Origin of the sequence: Streptomyces sp. RK9 (genome assembly GCF_045070545.1) — a bacterium.
GTDB lineage: Bacteria > Actinomycetota > Actinomycetes > Streptomycetales > Streptomycetaceae > Streptomyces > Streptomyces alboflavus.
Genome location: NZ_CP173704.1, coordinates 3,152,290 through 3,171,716 on the forward strand (window position 1 = coordinate 3,152,290; position 19,427 = coordinate 3,171,716).

Below are 19,427 nucleotides of genomic sequence, written 5' to 3' on the forward strand. Positions count from 1 at the left end.
CTTGGAAGCCCGGCCGCGCCCAGGCGTTGATTGAGGCACGGGAGCATCGTCATGGCACTTACACGCCGGTGCCCCGCAGCCGTCGGGCGACATCGATGTCCCGCTGCAGTGCGCTGAAACGAGGTGGCTGCCGGCTCGCGTCGAGTACGACGACGTGAAGCCGGTCCCCGGCCTGAGGCGGGGCGGCGTTCTCGTCCCACCAGGAGGGGTGCTTGACCTGGTCGATGAACCCGATCTCGCCATCGGTCTCGACCTTCGCTCCCACAGGGGCCACCGCGACAACAGTCACATCGAGTTCCTGATGATTGCGAAAAGTCATTCCGTTCCTCCGTAGATAAAAATCCAACTGCGCCCCTGGGTCAGTTCGTTGAATCGATCCAGTTTCTCCACGGGGATTTCGAACTCCAGGCGCACCGCCCCATTGGGGCCGTTGTAGTCGTGAATCTTTGCATACTCGCCGAACTCCTCCATGAAAGACGGATGCATGTCGTACTTCACCATGCCTCTGGCGAAGTTCATGCCTGTGGGTCCTGCGTACTCTGCGGCTACATCCCGTTCGCCGAAGTAGATCTTCCCGTTGGAGAGGATGCCTCCACCGATGTCCACACCGGAGCGATGGTTGTCCGGGTTTGGGCCGTGAGTGAGCTCGTACTCGGCGTGTGCGCCCTTCGGGGTTCGATAGATCGAGACATAGTCCGGCGCCAGTCCCAGGCGGTCTGTCCAGGTGTGTGGGTTCGCAATGTACGTCGACGGGTTGGGGGCTGGGGGCAGACCGAGGGGGTCATTGGTCAGGTATCGGGCTGTCTCGGGATCGTAATACCGAAAACAGTTGTAATGCAGCCCCGTCTCCGGATCAAAATACTGCCCTGGAAACCGCAGCGGCGTATACGCCGTACTACCCGCCGCCCAAGCCGTAGCCCCCCACAAAGTGCTCCGCATCCGCCAAGCGATCTCCCCCTCCTCGTCGACGAGTTCGCTCGGCGTCCCCACCAGGTCGGTGACAATGGCGAAGAAGCGGGAGTCGATCTCGGACTGGGCGGCGGGGGACGGGCCGGACGTCGTGATCCGCTCTGTCTGGGTGAGGGGGCGTAAGCCCTGGTGGTCCCAGGTCACCGTGACCGGGTCCGGTAACCCACCTCCCACCGTGGTCTGTTCGCACAGCGTCGTCCCGTCCCAGGTGAACACCACCCGTTCGGTGACGGTCGAACTGTCGGAGGACATCCGCAATTTGGCCGTGCGGCGGCCGAGGGGGTCGTACGTATAGCGCCAGGTCACACCGTCCGGCGTGACCGCCGAGGTCAGGCGGTCCTCCGTGTCCCAGGTGTAGCGCCAGGTGTCGGGCTTGCGGGACAGGCGGGGCTTCTGGCGGAGGGTGATGCGGCCGAGGGCGTCGTGTTCGTAGCGGACCGAGCCGGCTCGGGTGAGCGTGGTGCCGGTGTAGGCGCGGGGGCCGGTCGCCTCGTGGCCGGGGTGGGAGGCGGGCCAGGACGCGGAGGTCTGGTTGCCCGCCTCGTCGTAGGCGTACGCCTCCGTCCAGTTCGCCGCGTGCACCGCGGTGACCCGGCCCGCCGCGTCCAGGTCGAAGCGGCGGGGGCCGTTCAGGTGGTCGTCGACGCCGATGAGGTTGCCGTCCGCGCGGTAGGAGTACGCGCGGTGCTGGGCCGTGCGGCCGGCGGCCGTGACGTGCTGTGTGGTGAGGCGGCCCAGGTCGTCGAAGGCGTGCGTGAAGGTGACTGAGTCGCCGACCTGACGGGTGAGTTCGCGGCCCGCCGCGTCGTACGCGAAGTCGATCGTGCGGCCGGACGCCAGCAGTTGCGTGCGGCGGCCCGCCGCGTCGTACGTCCACTCGCTCGTCGCCCCCGTAGGGGTCGTCCGGCCGACGCGGCGGCCCAGCGAGTCGTACGCGTACGTCAGCTCACGGCCGTCCACCGTCTCCGACCGCAGTCTGCCGAAGCGGTCCCGCAGCAGCGTCAAGGTCGTTCCGTCCGGGCCCACCGCCTGTCCGAGCTGGTCCGTCAGGTCGTACGCGAACGTCGTGACGCGGCCGTCCGCGTCCTTGCGGATGACCTGGCCCAGGGCGTTGCGCTCGTACGCGACGGTCTGGCCGAGGGCGTTCGTACGGGAAAGGAGGCGGCCCGCCGGGTCGTGGGCGTAGGTGAGAGTGCGGTCGTCGAAGTCCGATTCCGAGATCAGGCGGCCCGCCGCGTCGTACGCGTAGTTCCACCGCAGACCCCCCGGGCCCGCGACCTCGGTGAGGCGCAGCTCGGTGTCGTGGGTGAACTCGTACCGCACCCCGTCCGGTCCCGTGCGGGCGGACAGCAGGTCGAAGTGGGTGTACTCGAAGCGCGATACGGCACCCATCGCGTCCGTGTGGGTGGTGCGGTTGCCCTCGCCGTCGTACGTCCATGACTCCGCGCTGCCGTCCGGTGCCGTGCGCCGGGCGAGGAACCCCTCTACGGTCCACTCCAGCCGGGTGGTGGCGCCCAGCGCGTCCGTGATCGCCACCGGGCGGCCGAACGCGTCCCGCTGGAAGCGGGTCACGGCGCCGAGCGGGTCGACGGTCTCGACCGGGAGGCCGGCCGCGTCGCACCGCACGCCCGTCGTGTTGCCGAGCGGGTCCGTGACCGAGGTGAGGCGGCCCGCCGCGTCGTACGCGAAGCGGGTGGTCTGCCCGGCCTGATCCGTGACGGCCGTGCGGTTGCCGCGCTCGTCGTACGACTTGCGTCGGACCGTGCCGTCCGGGCCGACCACCTTCGTCGGCAGTCCGAGCGCGTTGTACTCGGCGCGCGCCTCGCGTCCGTCCGGCCGGACCAAGGAGAGCAGGTTGCCCTCCGTGTCGTAGCGGAAGGACGTGGTGTGGCCGAGCGGATCGGTGCGGGCGAGGAGCCGGTTGCGGTGGTCGTGCGCGTAGCGGGTGACCGCGCCGAGCGGGTCGATGTCGGCGACGACCTGCCAGGCGTCGTTGACGAGGAAGCGGCGGGTGTGTCCCTCGCCGGTGGTGGTCGTCGTCTGCCGCAGGCCGGTCGCGGGGTCGACGGAGTCGTACGCCAGGCTCAGGCTCAGGTGCCCCTCGGTGCCGCCCTCGGCCACACAGCGGTCCTGGTCGTCGTACGCGTAGGTGTAGCCGCGGCCGTTGGTGTCCGTCCACGACGTCACCCGGCCCGCCCCGTCGTACGTGAAGCGCAGCGGCAGCCCCGAGGAGTTGGTGACCTCCGTCAGGTGGCCGTCGGTGTAGCCGTAGCGCATCAGCTCCTGGTCGGCGCCGCCGGGACCCGCGCCCGCCAGGCGCAGGGCGGTGACGCGGCCGTCGGCGGTGCTGAGCCCCAGGCGGTAGCCGCCGCTGTGGACCAGGGACAGGGGCGCGCCCCCGGCGTCGTACTCGAAGGTGATCCAGTTGCCGTTGCGGTCGTCGATCTGCTCCAGGACCGCGAGGTCGCCGCCGCGGTCCGCGAAGTGCCAGACCCGGGACGTGTCCGGATCCGTGACGGTGTAGCCGCCGTCCACGCGGTCGAGCGGGCGGCGCGGGCCGTGGCTCGGCAGGGTCGGCAGTCCCGGAGCCGGATGCGGGTAGGGGAGCAGCAGGCCGTCCTCCGTCACGAAGACGACGCCCTCGGAGTCGATCTCGAGGCGCTGGTCGACCGTCGACGACCAGGAAGGACCGAACCAGCGCCCCAGCGTGTAGCCGGACTCCACCCGCCGGGTGAAGGCGAGCGGCAGCGCGCCCGGCAGTGTGACGTCGGTCTGCGGCAGGAACATCGTGCCGGTCGCGAGGTCGACGGGGTCGGTGCCCTTGGTCGTCCTGGTGTCGTCGGTGCGGGACGACTTGCCGGGGTCGTCGTGCACGGGCCCGCGCGCCCCGCGCCCCTCGGCGGCGTCCCGCGTCGCCCGCCCGGCACCGGCCCTGACCCCGCCCCGGGCGAACCCGGCGCCCTTGGTCCCGATGACCTCCGGGAGGAGCCTGCCCCCGAACTCGGACGGGTCCTTCTTGAAGCTCTCGTACGCGTCCTTGAGCGCGCGGTCCGGGTGCGTGACCGTGGAGGCCAGACCGGCCAGCGTCATGTGGACGTTCTGCATGTGCTCGGCGGGGTGCGTGATGTTGTACGGATCGGCCGGGTTGATGCCGCGCACGAAGTTGACCAGACCGGCACCGCCCTTGATCACCCCGCCCACGACGTGGGTCAGCTCCGTGTTCGTCGCCTTGAAGGCGTCGGTCGCGTTCGACTTGAGCCGGTCGAGGGCCGGCGGCTCGGCCGGGGCGTGCCGCACGGCCGCCTTGAGTACGGCTGCGGCCGCGCGGCCCGCCTCGTCGCGCTGCCGACGCGCCTCGGCGAGCATCTCCTGGGCGCGCTCCATGTCGGCCTTGCCGGGATCCTTGAAGGGGTCCGGCCGGGGGCCCGGGTCCTTGTCCAGCGCGACGGCCGCGTTGTAGGTCATGACGCGCTTGTTGTACGCCTCGACCGCCGTGTCGGACGCGCTCTTGCCCTTCTTGTACAGGTCGATGGCGTCCTGGGCCTGGCCCTGCGCCCACTTGACCGTGTCCGCGTAGCCGTCGAGGGTGCGGGCGGCCTGTTCGCAGGCGTCCGCGGCGTGCAGCCACTTGCCGGGGTGCACGGCGAACTTCTCGCGGAAGGTGCTCGCGGCCTCGCCCTTCCAGTGGGCGGAGTCGAGGCCGCGCATCCCCGTGCCGACCTTGTCGAAGGCCGTGTGGAAGTCCGCGAGGTGCCGGGCGCTCGCGCGGATCTTCCCCGGGTTGCCGTGGATCAGCTCGTTCGCCTGGTCGGTCTCGCCGAGCTGCCCTTCGTGGACGTCCGCGCCCAGCTTGGAGGCCGCGGACCTGCCCCAGTCCTCGACCTTGTCGGCGGTGCCGTCCGCGCCGATGCGGTCGAGGCCGTCGGCGGCCTTGCCGGTGCCCCACTCGATGCCCTCGCCGGCGTGCTTCTTCGCCGCGTCCCAGCCGTCCTCCGCCTTCTCCAGGCCGGAGTTGAGGCCGTCCTTCGCGGCGTCCTTCGCCGAGTTGAAGCCGTCGCCTATGTCGTCGAGGATGCCCATCAGCCGGTGTCTCCGCCCTGCGGGGCACGGTGCCCGCCTTGCGGGGCACGGTCTCCGTCCTGCTGGGGCTCCTCCACGTCCCCCTCGGGTCGCTGCGGGGCGAACTGCCGCGACGTCTCGGCCCGCTCCTCGGCGGAGGGGCCGAACGTGTCGTCGAGCATCGCCTCGTACTCCTCGTCGCTCTGTCCGGTGAGGTTCTGCGGGCTCAGCGGCCCGGCCAGCGGTGAGGTCGCGGCGTCCCGTGCGGCGTCCTTGTAGCCCTGGCCGATGTTGTCCGTGGCCTTCTCGAACGAGTCGGCGCTGTAGTCCGGATCGCCGAGGGGGTGCTGCTTGACCAGATCGCCCCAGCTCTTCTGCGTGACCTCTTCCTCGGTCGCATAAGGGTTGCCGTTGAGCGAGTTCACCGCGATCTTGAGCGAGTTGCCCACGTACTGATCGGTTTCGTGGAACGTCCCCGCGGACAGCCCCACGCCCCGGGCGAAGGCATTCCCCTCGTTCACCAGGGACCGCACTCCCCATTCCCAGCGCTCGCAGAAGGACTTGAGGCCGGCCACCAGCTCGCCGTGCCCCAGCTCCAGGTCTCCCAGGGCCAGCTCCTCGAAGCCGCGACCGGCCCCGGCCCGGCCCGTCATGCCGAGTTCCTTGAGCTCGTCCAGCGTCAGGGTGATCCCCTGCGCGATCAGGTCCAGGCCGCCCACCCGGAGGTCCTTCGCGTCGCCGCTCATCCCCGTGCCTCCCCGTGCGTGTCGGTGTCCACGGCCACCGCGTCGGGGACGATCCCCGCGACGGGCGGGAACAGGGCCTCGTGTCCTTCGCTCCCCACGTCCAGTGCCACGCCGCACGGCACTCCGAGTGCCGGAACGATTCCGTCCAGGAGGCGGGCGCCGAGCAGGCGTTGGTAGTCCCACGGGCGGTCCGACTCGCCGCGCAGGACCGCGAACCGGGCCAGGGCCGCCTCGTCGGAGAAGGCGTAGATCCAGCGGACGCCGTTGAAGTCCGCGGTCAGCGGGTACGCGTCGTGCTCGCCGAGGGGCAACAGGACGGGCGTGCGCCGGAACTCACCGAGGAGGGCGGCGAACTCGCGGCGTCCTCGGCGTATTCGGGCGGTGTCGGTGTCGGTGTCGGTGTCAGCGTCGGCGTCTGTGCCGGTCGGGGCGCTGGTGCCAGCGGGTGGCCCCACCGCCGGTACCGTCGTGTCCGCCAGCTCGGCCAGCCGTGACCGTCGCACAGGCACCCGCGGCGGACGGGATATGCCGCCCCCGTCCCCGCCGCCGTCCCCACTCTCGTCCGCCTTCATGAGCGGCACCTCACCTGTCCCTTCCCCGCTCGCGCCGCCCGGAACGGCGCCCTACTCCGCCCCGACCCCACCGTTGTGCGGCGCGGGCTCCAGGTCGAACTCCCCGTCCCGCGCCCCCAGGACGAACGCCCGCCACTCCGCCTCCGTGTAGCGCAGGACGGTGTCGGGGTCGAGGGAGGACCGCATGGCCACGGCGCCGTCGGGGAGGTTGGCGATCTCGACGCGCTCCTCGTGGGTCTCGGTGCCCGGTGCGCCGTGCCATTCGACGCCGGAGATGTCGAGGGCGTAGAGCTCGTCCTTCTCCCGCTCCTTGCGCGCCTTGACCTCCTCCTCCGTCTCCTTGCCCGGTGCCTGGCCCGCTGCCTGCTCCTGTGCCTCGGCCATGTGGATCGACCCCTTCCCGACTTGCCGACTTCGCGACGTATCGACGAACGCTGAACGCTGAACGGACGAACTGTGCGCTCAGCGTACTGGTCACCGCGTGTGTTCCGGGGGCGCACAACAAGCAACGACCGGCCGGAACAGCCACCTCACCCGCCCCCCTCCACCAACCCCGTCTGCACCAACGGCTTCCCCCGCTTCCGCGAGACGAAGATCCCCCGCCCCGCGGGCATCGGCCGCGGCCGCACCCCGCCGAGCAGGTCGCCCTCGGACGGGTCGCCGGCGAGCAGGACGCCCTGGGCGCCGAGTTCCTTCATGCGCTGGAGGAAGGGCTCGTACGAGGCGCGCCCCGCGCCCGCCGTGGAGCGGGCCAGGATGAAGCGGACGCCCACGTCGCGGGCGAAGGGGAGGAGTTCGGTGAGCGGGCCGAGCGGGTTGCCGCTGGACGTGGACACCAGGTCGTAGTCGTCGACGACGACGTACACCGTCGGGCCCTGCCACCAACTGCGGTCGCGGAGCTGCTGGTGGGTGACGTCGTCGGCGGGGGCGCGGCGCCGCATGAGGTCGACCAGGGCGTTGACGTGGTGGTCCATGGCGTTGGACATGGGGATGTACTCGGCCAGGTGGGAGGCCGGGGTGACGTCGAGGAGCGAGCGGCGGTTGTCGACGACGAAGAGCTTGCAGACGTCGCCGCTGTAGCGCTCGGTGAGCCGCCGGACGAGCAGGCGCAGCAGGTTGGACTTGCCGGACTCGCTCTCGCCGAGGACGAGGAAGAAGGGGTCCTGCTCGAAGTCCACGAAGACGGGTTCGAGGTTGTCCTCGTCGAGCGCGAAGGAGACGCCCCGGTCCGGGAAGAGGTTCCCGGGCGGGAGTTGCGCGGCGGGCAGCTCGCGCGGCAGCAGTCGTACGGCGGGCGCGGCCGGGTCCGTCCAATGCCTGCGGACCTCGGCGGTGAGCGCGGCCGTGGCCTCGGCGAGGTCGGTGTCGGACGAGAGGCCGTCGACGCGCGGGACGGCCGCCATGAAGTGCTGCTTCTGCGGGGTCTGGCCACGCCCTGGCACTCCGGCCGGGACGTTGGCGGCGACCTTGCGGTCGAACTCGGAGTCCATGGTGTCGCCGAGGCGCAGTTCGAGCCGGTTCATCACGTGGTCCTTGAGGTTCGCCCGGACCTCCATCGACCGGGACGCGGTGAGGACCAGGTGGATGCCGTAGCCGAGGCCGCGCGCCGCGATCTCCAGGACGGCGGGCTCCAGGGCCTCGTAGTCGGTGCGGAAGTTGCCCCAGCCGTCGATGACGAGGAAGACGTCGCCCCACGGCTGGTCGGTCACGGAGATGTCGCCGCGGGCCCGGCGCGTCCGGAAGTCGGCGATGGAGGCGATGCCGGCCGACCTGAAGTACTCCTCGCGACGCGTCATGACGGAGAACGCCTCGGCGAGCGTCCGCCGCACCCGCTCCGGGTCGAGCCGCGACGCGACCCCGCCCACGTGCGGCAGCCCCGCGACCGCCGAGAGCCCGCCACCACCGAAGTCCAGGCAGTAGAACTGCACTTCCCGCGGGGTGTGGGTGAGCGCGAACGACGCGATCAGCGAGCGCAGGAGCGTCGACTTGCCCGACTGCGGCCCGCCCAGGACCTGCATATGGCCTGCCGCGCCCGAGAAGTCGCACCAGAGCGGATCGCGGCGCTGCTCGTACGGCTTGTCGACCAGGCCGAGCGGTACGACGAGGCGGCCCGCCCCCTCGTAACCGGGCTGGGTGAGACCCCGTCCGGGCACGGCGGTGAGCCCCGGGAGCAGCGAGTCCAGTGACGGCGGGCTGTCCAGCGGGGGCAGCCACACCTGGTGCGCGGCCGGGCCCTGCGCCTCCAGGCGGCGCACGATGACGTCGAGGACGGTGTCGGCGAGCGCGTCGTCCGCGTCCGGGGCGGACCGCGGGCCCGGCGGGGGAGTGGCCGCGTACCGCACCGGCACCTCGGCGGCCGTGAACAGCACGGGCCGCCGGTCCACCGGCAGGGGCCCGCCGAGGGCGGCGGCCTGCGCCGATCCCGTGCGGTACACCCCGGAGACGTACGCCGCCTTGAAGCGCACCATCTCGTCCGTGCCGAACTTCAGATAGCCCGAGCCGGGCACGTTCGGCAGCTGGTAGGCGTCCGGCACGCCGAGGGCGGCGCGGGACTCGGCGGCGGAGAACGTGCGCAGGCCCACGCGGTACGAGAGGTAGGTCTCCAGGCCGCGCAGGCGGCCCTCCTCCAGGCGCTGCGAGGCGAGCAGCAGATGCACGCCGAGGGACCGGCCGATGCGGCCGATCTGCACGAACATGTCGATGAAGTCGGGTTTCGCGGTGAGCAGTTCGCTGAACTCGTCGATGACGAGGACGAGCGACGGGATGGGCTGGAGGGCGGCTCCGGCGGCGCGCGCCTTCTCATAGTCGTGGATGTTCGCGTAGTTGCCCGCGTCGCGCAGGAGCTCCTGGCGGCGGTTGAGTTCGCCGCGGATCGAGTCGCCCATGCGGTCGACCAGCGTCAGGTCGTCCGCGAGGTTGGTGATCACGGCGGCGACGTGCGGCATCTGCGCCATGCCCGCGAAGGTCGCGCCGCCCTTGAAGTCGGCGAGGACGAAGTTCAGGCTCTCGGAGGAGTGGGTGACGGCCAGGCCGAGGACCAGGGTGCGCAGCAGCTCCGACTTGCCGGAACCGGTGGCTCCCACGCACAGGCCGTGCGGCCCCATGCCCTCCTGCGCCGCCTCCTTGAGGTCCAGCATCACGGGCCTGCCGTCCTCGCCGACGCCGATCGGGACGCGCAGCCGCTCCGCCCGCGCGCGCGGGCGCCAGGTCCGGCTCGTGTCCACCGAGTCGGCGTCGCCGAGCCCGAGCAGCTCGGTGAACTCCAGGTTGGCGAGCAGCGGCTGGCCGTCGTCACCGCCCGACGCCATCCGCAGCGGCGCGAGCTGCCGTGCGAGCGCCTCGGCGGCCTCGTACGACAGGAGGTCGGGCGTCCCGTCGTAGACGAGGCCGTGCCCCGACTCCAGGCGCAGCGACTTCGGCTGTACGACGACGGAGAGCCCTCCGCGCCCGCCGCCGAGCTCGCCCGGCACGACCTCCACGACGGTGACGCCCTGCAGCCCCTCGGCGGACGCGAGGACGGACGTCGGGTCCAGGGAGAGGCCGTCGAGCACGACGACGATGTGCGGCTCGTCCGGCAGCGGGGTCCCGCCGGGGTGGAACCGCGGGCGGCCCTGGAGCCGGGCGGACAGCATCGCCTCCAGCTCCACGGGGTCGCCGGTGATGAGGCGGCGGCTGCCCGCCCCGTCGGCGGCACCCGGCGCCTGGCAGTGCGGCAGCCACTTGGTCCACTCCCAGTGCGGCGCCGCGTCCCGGCCCGCGGCGACGGCGATGAGCACGTCGTCGGGGGCGTGCAGGGAGGCAAGGGAGGCGGTCAGCGCGCGGGCGGCGGCGCGCACCGCGTCCGGCTCGCCGCTCACCGTCACGTGGTAGAAGGCGCGCAGGGACACCGCCATCGGCAGCGACTCCACGGTGCCGTGCGTGGCGAGGAAACGCTGCATCGCGCCCGCGGTCAGCGGTTCGAGCTCGTCCACCGGCGCGGTCTCGGGGGCGACGAGCGGAGCGGCGAGGGCCTGCGAGCCGAGGCCGAGGCGCACCTGCCCGAAGTCCGCGTCGCCCGTGCGCCGCTCCCACACCCGGCTGCCCTCGGCGACCAGGGCCCACAGCTGCTCGGGGGAGGGGTGGAGATAGTACTGGGCGTCGCGCTGCGCCTTCGCGGTGTTCAGGGCGGAGCGGCGGGTCTGCTTCAGGTACCGGAGGTAGTCGCGCCGCAGGTCCGCGAGCTGGCCCTGGGTGCCGCGGCGGTGCCGGACCACCATCGCGATGGTCATCGCCAGCGTCGCGGTGACCATCACCATGCCCATGATCTTCATAAACGGATGCGAATTCGGCATGAAGAAGAACACCACGGAGCCGCCCATGCCCAGCATCGGCAGGAGCTGCATCATCGCGCCCTCCTGCTGACCGCGCGGCAGCTCCGGCGGGGGCTGCAGAACGATCTCCGCGGTGGGCACCTCGGACGGAAGAACCCGAGGCGGGCGCCTCACGATGATGTGGCTCACTACGCACCAATCCCCTTGCCAGGCCTGGGTGTTCCGTCCGCCGTCCCCGTTCCGGGCGGACGAAGACCAGCGCCCGATCCTACTGACAACGGCCCTCGCGAGGGGCGATAGGGTGCCGATCGTGCGTGTGAACACACGCGAATTCAAGCCGAAGCACACTCCGGCCAACAGCCAGTGGAATCAGGTCATTTCGTGCCACAGGGAGCCTCGGGGGAGGCGTACGGGCTCAAGAACCAGCCAGCCGAGCCGATTTGCGCCGTACCGCCGGGCGCGATGGGGCACAGTCGGCGGGGGTGGTGCGGGTGGTGCGGGGTGCGCGGCCTGGCGGGGGACTCGGTCGCCGGACGCGGGAACGGTGTTGACGTCGCGTCAGCGTCGAGCGGTCACCAGGACGGAGTCCCGGAGCGCCGGTAAAGAACCACACAGCACCAGCACTGACCGAGACTGACTGAGGGGGAACAGCAGGTGAGCACCACGGCCTCCGCGACGGCCACCACCACCGGCCGGCCCGGCCACGTGGCCACGACCGGGACCGGCGCCGGACTCGGCTTCTGCCGCGTCACCATCGTCGCGCCCGACAGCCGCATCGACGTGGCGCTGCCCGACGACATCCCGGTCGCCGACATCTACCCGGAGGTCCTGCGCCTCGCCCGGCAGAGCCCGGCCGAAGGCGCCCCCGTGGGCTACCACCTCGTCCGCAGGGACGGCGCCGTCCTGGACGGCGCCCGCTCCTTCGCTGCCCAGCGCATCCTCGACGGCGAGCTGCTGACCCTGCGCCCCTTCGCGGCATCGCTGCCGCCGGCCGTCTACGACGACGTGTCCGACGCCGTCGCCTCCGCCGTGACGAGCGACCGCACCCTGTGGAACGGCGACCTCACGCGCGCCGCGGGCCTGATCGGCGGCGCCGTCCTGCCGCTCCTCCTGGCCTTCGTGACCTGGACCGCCGAGCCCCGCCACGACATGCACAGCTTCCCCGGCGTCCTCGCCGCGGTCGCGGGGGTGCTGCTGCTCACCTTCGCCTGCGTACGGGCCCGGGTGTACGACGACCGGGCGGCCGCCGTCGCGCTCGGCCTCGGCGCGCTGCCGAACCTGGCGGTGGCGGGCTCCGGACTGCTGCCCCTCACCGACGGTGACGGCATCGGCAGGCTCCAGTTCCTGCTGGCCTGCGCGGTCGTGCTCGTCGCGTCGGTGGTCCTGACGCTGGTGTCGCCGCGCGGGGACGGGCCGTTCGTGGCGTTCGTCTGCGCGTCCGCGATCGGCCTGTTCACGGTGTTCGCGGCGACCGTCTGGCGCATGGAGGCCGTCGAGACCGCCGCGCTGTGCGCCCCGCTGGCGGTGGGCGCCCTCGCCTTCCTGCCGGGCCTCGCCATGCGGTTCGCCCGCCTCCCCATCGGCTTCGCCTCGCCGCACGCCGCACGCCCCACGTACGGCGCCGACCTCGACCCCGACGCCGACCGCGCCCCCCAGGGCCCCGTCGACGCCGACCGCATCGCCGCCCAGGCCCGCCGCGGCCACGAACTGCTCATCGGCCTCGTCGGCGGCTGCGCCCTGGTCTCCGTGGGCGCGGCGGCCGTCCTCGGCTTCTCGGACGACGGCTGGGGACAGCTCCTGGCCCTCGCCACGGGCGTCGCGATGCTGATGCGCGCCCAGCTCTTCCGCTACACGGCCCAGGTCGCCGCCACCCTCGCCGCGGGCCTGGCCTGCCTGGTCCTGCTCGGCGTCGGCCTCTGCCTCAACCCCTCGGACAGCCTGATGCGCGACGCCCTGAACGGCGACACCGCCGCGCTCGACCTGCGCACCATCTGGCTGGTCGCCGCCATCGCGGCCGCCGCCGTCCTGTGCACCGCCGTCGGCCTGATCACCTCCCGCAGCGGCGTGACCCCCTTCTGGGGCCGCTTCATGGAGATCGCGGAGGTCTTCGTCCTCCTCACCCTCGTACCCCTGACCCTCGCGGTCTTCGACGTGTACGCCTCCGCACGCGCGCTGACCAGCTGACACCGGACGGTCACCGGCCGCTGACACCGGACGGTCACCGGCCGCCGCCGGTCACAGACCGCCTTCGCGGCCCCCGGCGAACCCGCCAGCCCCGCCCTGGTACTCTGTGTAACGCCCGCATGTCTGCGCACGCCCCAGGCCCTCCGGCCAGAGGCCCGCGCCCGGCGGACCCGCCTCCCAAGGCGACCCCACCTCCCCGAGGTGAACCCCACCCTTCCAGGTGGACCCAGCCTTCAGAGTTCCGAAAGCTCCCCTGAGACGAAGACCAGGGGCACTCGAAGGCGAAACGAAGACATCACAAGGAGTACGCGTGTCGCTCGACGCCGCTACGAAGAAGCAGATCATGACCGAGTTCGGCCAGAAGGAGGGCGACACCGGCTCCCCCGAGGTCCAGGTGGCGCTGCTCTCCCGCCGCATCTCGGACCTGACCGAGCACCTCAAGACGCACAAGCACGACCACCACTCCCGTCGTGGTCTGCTGATCCTCGTCGGCCAGCGCCGCCGTCTGCTGCAGTACCTGGCCAAGAAGGACATCCAGCGCTTCCGTGCCCTGGTTGACCGGCTCGGCATCCGCCGCGGTGCGGCGGGCGCCAAGTAAGACGCCGTGAAGGGAGCGGTTCCCACTCGAAGCACTCGAAGGGGGCCGCTCCCTTTGCTGTACGTGCGCGATGTCACCGCCCGTTTGTAGTCTGGTGACGTCCGGCACGGTACGGACGCCGGGCACGAGCCCGGACGGGACGCATCCGCCTGGAGCGCCCGGCAGGACAAATCCATAGGAGAGGCGCACCCAGCCGCCGCCGGTCCTCGGTAGTGGCCCCCGGGATACGCAAGAGAACGAACCCCGGGTGCTTCGATCGAAGACCGGCCCGCACCCACGGCGCGCTCCTCCGCCCCACCGCACGGCCACACGGGCCCGCGGTGGACCTCCCCGGCCACACGGGCGGGGGACTCCCGGACCACACGGGTCCGGGAGCGAAGACGAAAAGTAGGAGAACCGCTAGTGGAGAACGAGACCCACTACGCCGAGGCCGTCATCGACAACGGCACCTTCGGCACCCGCACCATCCGCTTCGAGACGGGCCGCCTCGCCAAGCAGGCCGCCGGCTCCGCCGTTGCGTACCTGGACGACGACACCATGGTGCTGTCGGCCACCACGGCTTCCAAGAAGCCCAAGGACCAGCTCGACTTCTTCCCCCTCACGGTGGACGTCGAGGAGCGGCAGTACGCCGCCGGCAAGATCCCCGGCTCCTTCTTCCGCCGGGAGGGCCGCCCCTCCGAGGACGCGGTCCTGACCTGCCGCCTGATCGACCGCCCGCTGCGCCCCTCCTTCAAGAAGGGCCTGCGCAACGAGATCCAGATCGTCGAGACGATCATGGCGCTCAACCCCGACCACCTGTACGACGTGGTCGCGATCAACGCCGCCTCCTGCTCCACGCAGCTGGCCGGCCTGCCCTTCTCCGGCCCGATCGGCGGCACCCGTGTCGCCCTGATCAAGGGCCAGTGGGTCGCCTTCCCGACGCACACCGAGCTCGAGGACGCCGTCTTCGACATGGTCGTCGCCGGTCGCGTCCTCGAGGACGGCGACGTCGCGATCATGATGGTCGAGGCCGAGGCCACCGAGAAGACCATCCAGCTGGTGAAGGACGGCGCCGAGGCCCCGACCGAAGAGGTAGTCGCCGCCGGTCTGGAAGCCGCGAAGCCCTTCATCAAGGTCCTCTGCAAGGCCCAGTCGGACCTCGCCGCCAAGGCCGCCAAGCCCACCGGCGACTTCCCGGTCTTCCTGGACTACCAGGACGACGTGCTCGAGGCCCTGACCGCCGCGGTCAAGACCGAGCTCGCCCAGGCGCTCACCATCGCCGGCAAGCAGGAGCGCGAGGCCGAGCTGGACCGCGTCAAGGAGATCGCCGGCGAGAAGCTGCTCCCGCAGTTCGAGGGCCGCGAGAAGGAGATCTCCGGTGCCTACCGCGCGCTGACCAAGAAGCTGGTCCGCGAGCGCATCATCAAGGACAAGGTCCGCATCGACGGCCGCGGCGTCACGGACATCCGTACGCTCGCCGCCGAGGTCGAGGCCATCCCGCGCGTGCACGGCTCGGCGCTGTTCGAGCGTGGCGAGACCCAGATCCTGGGCGTCACCACCCTCAACATGCTCCGGATGGAGCAGCAGCTGGACACCCTTTCCCCGGTGACCCGCAAGCGCTACATGCACAACTACAACTTCCCGCCGTACTCCGTCGGCGAGACCGGCCGCGTCGGCTCCCCGAAGCGCCGCGAGATCGGCCACGGCGCGCTCGCCGAGCGCGCCATCGTGCCGGTCCTGCCGACGCGCGAGGAGTTCCCCTACGCGATCCGCCAGGTGTCCGAGGCCCTCGGCTCCAACGGCTCGACGTCCATGGGCTCGGTCTGCGCCTCCACCATGTCGCTGCTGAACGCCGGTGTGCCCCTGAAGGCCGCCGTCGCCGGTATCGCCATGGGTCTGATCTCCCAGGAGATCGACGGCGACACGCACTACGTGGCCCTCACCGACATCCTCGGTGCGGAGGACGCCTTCGGCGACATGGACTTCAAGGTCGCCGGCACCAAGGAGTTCGTGACCGCCCTCCAGCTCGACACGAAGCTGGACGGCATCCCGGCCTCCGTCCTGGCCGCCGCCCTGAAGCAGGCCCGCGACGCCCGCCTGCACATCCTCGACGTGATGATGGAAGCGATCGACGTTCCGGACGAGATGTCCCCGAACGCCCCGCGGATCATCACCGTCAAGATCCCGGTGGACAAGATCGGTGAGGTCATCGGCCCGAAGGGCAAGATGATCAACCAGATCCAGGAGGACACCGGCGCCGACATCACGATCGAGGACGACGGCACCATCTACATCGGTGCCGCCGACGGCCCGGCCGCCGAGGCCGCCCGCGCCACGATCAACGGCATCGCCAACCCGACCATGCCGGAGGTCGGCGAGCGCTACCTGGGCACGGTCGTGAAGACGACCACCTTCGGCGCGTTCGTCTCGCTGCTCCCGGGCAAGGACGGTCTGCTGCACATCTCGCAGATCCGCAAGCTCGCCGGCGGCAAGCGCGTGGAGAACGTCGAGGACGTCCTCGGCGTGGGCCAGAAGGTCCAGGTCGAGATCGCCGAGATCGACTCCCGCGGCAAGCTCTCCCTCATCCCCGTCATCGAGGGCGAAGAGGGCGACGAGGCCTCCGACAAGAAGGACGACACCGACAAGTGACGTCGCGTAGCACCACGACGACGGCCCGCACCTCCTCGGAGGCGCGGGCCGTCGCCCGTACCCAAACCCTGATCAAGGGCGCGAACGGCATCGGCACGGTCCGCAAGACCACCCTCCCCGGCGGCCTGCGCATCGTCACCGAGACCCTGCCGTCCGTCCGCTCCGCCACCTTCGGCATCTGGGCCCACGTCGGGTCACGGGACGAGACGCCGTCCCTGAACGGCGCCACGCACTACCTGGAGCACCTGCTCTTCAAGGGCACCAGGCAGCGCAGCGCCCTGGACATCTCCTCGGCGATCGACGCGGTCGGCGGCGAGATGAACGCGTTCACGGCCAAGGAGTACACGTGCTACTACGCACGCGTGCTCGACACGGACCTGCCGCTGGCCATCGACGTCGTCTGCGACATGCTGACCGGCTCGCTCATCGAGCAGGAGGACGTCGACGCCGAGCGCGGCGTCATCCTCGAAGAGATCGCCATGACCGAGGACGACCCGGGCGACTGCGTGCACGACCTGTTCGCGCACACGATGCTCGGCGACACCCCCCTCGGCCGCCCGGTCCTCGGCACCGTCGACACGATCAACGCCCTGACGGCCGACCGCATCCGCCGCTTCTACAAGAAGCACTACGACCCGACGCACCTGGTCGTCGCGGCCGCGGGCAACGTCGACCACCAGAAGGTCGTCCGCCAGGTCCGCGCCGCCTTCGAGAAGGCCGGCGCGCTGCACCGCACGGACGCCACTCCGCTCGCGCCGCGCGACGGCTCCCGCCGCCTGACCACGTCCGGCCGCGTCGAGCTGATCGACCGCAAGACCGAGCAGGCCCACGTCATCCTCGGCATGCCGGGCCTGGCCCGCACCGACGACCGCCGGTGGGCCCTCGGCGTCCTGAACACGGCCCTCGGCGGCGGCATGTCGTCGCGCCTGTTCCAGGAGGTCCGCGAGAAGCGCGGCCTGGCCTACAGCGTGTACTCGTACACCTCGGGCTTCGCCGACACCGGCCTCTTCGGTGTGTACGCGGGCTGCCGCCCCAGTCAGGTGCACGACGTCCTGAAGATCTGCCGCGACGAGCTGGACCAGGTCGCGCAGCACGGCCTCACGGACGACGAGATCGCCCGTGCCATCGGCCAGCTCGCGGGCTCCACCGTCCTCGGCCTGGAGGACACCGGCGCGCTGATGAACCGTATCGGCAAGAGCGAGCTGTGCTGGGGCGAGCAGATGTCGGTCGACGACATGCTCGCGAAGATCACCGCCGTCACCCCCGACGAGGTGCGCGAGGTGGCCAAGGACGTCCTGGGCCGGCGCCCCTCGCTGTCGGCGATAGGCCCGCTCCGGGGCAAGCAGGCGGAGCGCCTGCACGAAGCGGTCGCGTAGGTTCGTGCGTGCGGGGCCGCGCGGTGCGCGCGGCCCCGGTACGTACGTCCCGTACGTCTCGTCACTCCCGTAAGGAATGAAGGACATGAGCAAGCTGCGTGTGGCGGTCATCGGCGCCAAGGGCCGGATCGGCTCCGAGGCCGTGCGGGCCGTCGAGGCCGCCGAGGACATGGATCTCGTCGCCGCCCTCGGACGCGGTGACCGCCTGGACACGCTGGTCGAGACCGGCGCCCAGGTCGCGGTGGAGCTGACCACCCCGGCCTCGGTGATGGGCAACCTCGACTTCTGCGTACGGCACGGCATCCACGCCGTCGTCGGTACGACGGGCTGGACCGACGAGCGCCTCGCGCAGCTGCGGACGTCCCTGGCCGCGTCCCCGGAGACGGGCGTCCTCATCGCCCCGAACTTCTCCATCGGCGCGGTCCTGACCATGAAGTTCGCGCAGATCGCCGCGCCGTACTTCGAGTCGGTCGAGGTCGTCGAGCTGCACCACCCGAACAAGGTCGACGCCCCCAGCGGCACCGCGACGCGCACCGCCCAGCTCATCGCCGCGGCCCGTGCGGAGGCGGGCAGCGCCCCGCAGCCGGACGCGACGGCGACGGCGCTCGACGGGGCCCGGGGCGCGAACGTCGACGGCGTGCCCGTGCACGCCGTGCGTCTGCGCGGCCTCCTGGCCCACCAGGAGGTGCTGCTCGGCGCGGAGGGCGAGACCCTGACGGTGCGCCACGACTCGCTGCACCACAGCAGCTTCATGCCGGGCATCCTGCTCGGCGCCCGCCGGGTCGTGGCCACGCCGGGCCTGACCTTCGGCCTGGAACACTTCCTGGACCTGAGCTGACCGTCATGCGCGCAAAGATCACCTACGCCGTCACGGCAGCCGTCCTGGTCGTCTACTTCGTCCTGGTCGGCAGCCGCGGCGTGCTCCTGATAAAGCACGGCACCGTCCTCACCGTCACCTTCGGTGTCGCGGTGCTGATCCTGCCGGTCATCGGCGTCTGGTTCCTCTGGCAGAACACGCGGTTCGTGCAGCGCGCGAACCGTCTCGCCGCCGAGCTGGAGGCCGAAGGCGGGCTGCCCGTCGACGAGTTGAAGCGCACGCCGAGCGGCCGCGTCGACCGGGACTCGGCCGACGAGGTCTTCGCCCGGCGCAAGGCCGAGACGGAGGACACCCCCGACGACTGGCGCTGCTGGTTCCGCCTCGCCGTGGCCTACCACGACGCCCGCGACACGCCTCGCGCGCGCAAGGCCATGCAGCGGGCGATCGCCCTGCGCGAGGGCAGGCCGGTCAGCGCCTAGCGGTGGTCGGCGGGGTCGGGGGCCCGCAGGCGACTAGGCCGTCCGTCGGTACTCGTCGGCCCACACCTCGACCGTGTCGGCGGCCCGGTCGAAGGCCGCGCGCCGCGCCAGGAAGTCCGCGTTCCGGTCGGTCAGGAGCAGCCGCCGCTCCCCGGCCGCCCGGTCATGTCGTACGAGCACGAGGGCCTGCCCCTGCACCGTGCGCGGCAGCCCCAGCCACCGCACCGGCTGCTGCGCCGTGCGCACCGACGCCACCTGGGCCCAGGGCACCGTCTGGGTGCTGAGGAAGCCCACGCGGCGCAGCCCCTGCGCGCTCACCCAGGTGCCCACGCGCAGCAGCCGCAGGGCGGCGGCGATGATGAGGACGGCCAGGCCCACGCAGATCGCGGCGCCCGAGAGGGCACCGGCGGCCGCGATGATCACGGCGGCGACCAGGACGAACGAGGCGAGCAGCAGCAGCACGGCGGCGGCGCCCACGCGCCAGGGCCCCGGGCGGTACGGCCGGCGCCAGCGGTCGCGGTCGTCGAAGGGGAGCGCGGCGTCGTGCGCGGCCTCGTCGAAAGCGCGGTCCGCGGTCAGGAAAGGCAGGGGCACGGCTGATCCTCACTCAATCCACGCATGGGCTGTGCCCGGTGAGGTTATCGAGCCGTGCTCCCTGCTACCACCCTTGGGGGGCCAAGGGGGTACCT

At 71.5% G+C, this 19,427-nt stretch carries 13 protein-coding genes; 6 read left to right on the forward strand and 7 right to left on the reverse strand.

Features of this window, described 5'->3' with window-relative positions; translation table 11 throughout:
* Positions 1-58 precede the first annotated feature (58 nt).
* From AB6L24_RS34200 to eccCa, 6 genes are all read right to left on the reverse strand, one after another.
* The gene (locus tag AB6L24_RS34200) at positions 59-319 is read right to left on the reverse strand and encodes a hypothetical protein (protein WP_405661878.1); all 261 of its coding nucleotides are present in this window, start codon (positions 317-319) and stop codon (positions 59-61) included.
* The gene (locus AB6L24_RS34205) at positions 316-5,049 is read right to left on the reverse strand and encodes a putative T7SS-secreted protein (RefSeq protein ID WP_405661881.1); all 4,734 of its coding nucleotides are present in this window, start codon (positions 5,047-5,049) and stop codon (positions 316-318) included. Before AB6L24_RS34205 ends, AB6L24_RS34200 begins: the two co-directional genes overlap by 4 nt.
* The gene (locus AB6L24_RS34210; RefSeq protein ID WP_405661883.1) at positions 5,049-5,774 is read right to left on the reverse strand and encodes a hypothetical protein; all 726 of its coding nucleotides are present in this window, start codon (positions 5,772-5,774) and stop codon (positions 5,049-5,051) included. The genes AB6L24_RS34205 and AB6L24_RS34210 overlap by 1 nt, the downstream gene beginning before the upstream one ends.
* Positions 5,771-6,229: a hypothetical protein gene (locus AB6L24_RS34215; RefSeq protein ID WP_405661885.1), complete on the reverse strand. Its 459-nt coding sequence runs from the start codon at positions 6,227-6,229 to the stop codon at positions 5,771-5,773. Before AB6L24_RS34215 ends, AB6L24_RS34210 begins: the two co-directional genes overlap by 4 nt.
* Before the next feature lie 168 nt (positions 6,230-6,397).
* Positions 6,398-6,730: a DUF397 domain-containing protein gene (locus tag AB6L24_RS34220; protein WP_405661887.1), complete on the reverse strand. Its 333-nt coding sequence runs from the start codon at positions 6,728-6,730 to the stop codon at positions 6,398-6,400.
* Positions 6,731-6,876: 146 nt separating this feature from the next.
* Positions 6,877-10,845 (reverse strand): type VII secretion protein EccCa, encoded by a 3,969-nt coding sequence (gene eccCa / locus AB6L24_RS34225; RefSeq protein WP_405661889.1) that lies wholly within the window; start codon positions 10,843-10,845, stop codon positions 6,877-6,879.
* Between the two features lie 465 nt (positions 10,846-11,310).
* Between eccCa and eccD the strand changes: the two genes are divergently transcribed.
* The 6 genes from eccD to AB6L24_RS34255 all read left to right on the forward strand — a co-directional run bounded on the left by eccD (position 11,311) and on the right by AB6L24_RS34255 (position 18,738).
* Positions 11,311-12,840: a type VII secretion integral membrane protein EccD gene (eccD, locus tag AB6L24_RS34230; protein ID WP_405661891.1), complete on the forward strand. Its 1,530-nt coding sequence runs from the start codon at positions 11,311-11,313 to the stop codon at positions 12,838-12,840.
* A 310-nt stretch (positions 12,841-13,150) separates the two neighbouring features.
* On the forward strand, positions 13,151-13,438 hold the full coding sequence (gene rpsO, locus AB6L24_RS34235) for a 30S ribosomal protein S15 (protein ID WP_030363216.1): 288 nt from the start codon (positions 13,151-13,153) through the stop codon (positions 13,436-13,438).
* A gap of 402 nt (positions 13,439-13,840) precedes the next feature.
* Entirely contained in the window at positions 13,841-16,066 is a 2,226-nt protein-coding gene (locus tag AB6L24_RS34240) for a polyribonucleotide nucleotidyltransferase (protein ID WP_030363217.1), read from the forward strand.
* Positions 16,063-17,442, forward strand: coding sequence for a M16 family metallopeptidase (locus AB6L24_RS34245; RefSeq protein WP_405661894.1), 1,380 nt, complete (start codon positions 16,063-16,065; stop codon positions 17,440-17,442). Before AB6L24_RS34240 ends, AB6L24_RS34245 begins: the two co-directional genes overlap by 4 nt.
* An 85-nt stretch (positions 17,443-17,527) precedes the next feature.
* The gene (gene dapB / locus AB6L24_RS34250; RefSeq protein ID WP_380846842.1) at positions 17,528-18,280 is read left to right on the forward strand and encodes a 4-hydroxy-tetrahydrodipicolinate reductase; all 753 of its coding nucleotides are present in this window, start codon (positions 17,528-17,530) and stop codon (positions 18,278-18,280) included.
* 5 nt (positions 18,281-18,285) lie between these two features.
* Positions 18,286-18,738 (forward strand): tetratricopeptide repeat protein, encoded by a 453-nt coding sequence (locus tag AB6L24_RS34255; RefSeq protein WP_030363220.1) that lies wholly within the window; start codon positions 18,286-18,288, stop codon positions 18,736-18,738.
* 33 nt (positions 18,739-18,771) lie between these two features.
* On the opposite strand, the gene AB6L24_RS34260 is transcribed toward AB6L24_RS34255, so the two are convergent.
* The gene (locus AB6L24_RS34260) at positions 18,772-19,332 is read right to left on the reverse strand and encodes a PH domain-containing protein (protein WP_405661896.1); all 561 of its coding nucleotides are present in this window, start codon (positions 19,330-19,332) and stop codon (positions 18,772-18,774) included.
* Between the last annotated feature and the right edge of the window lie 95 nt (positions 19,333-19,427).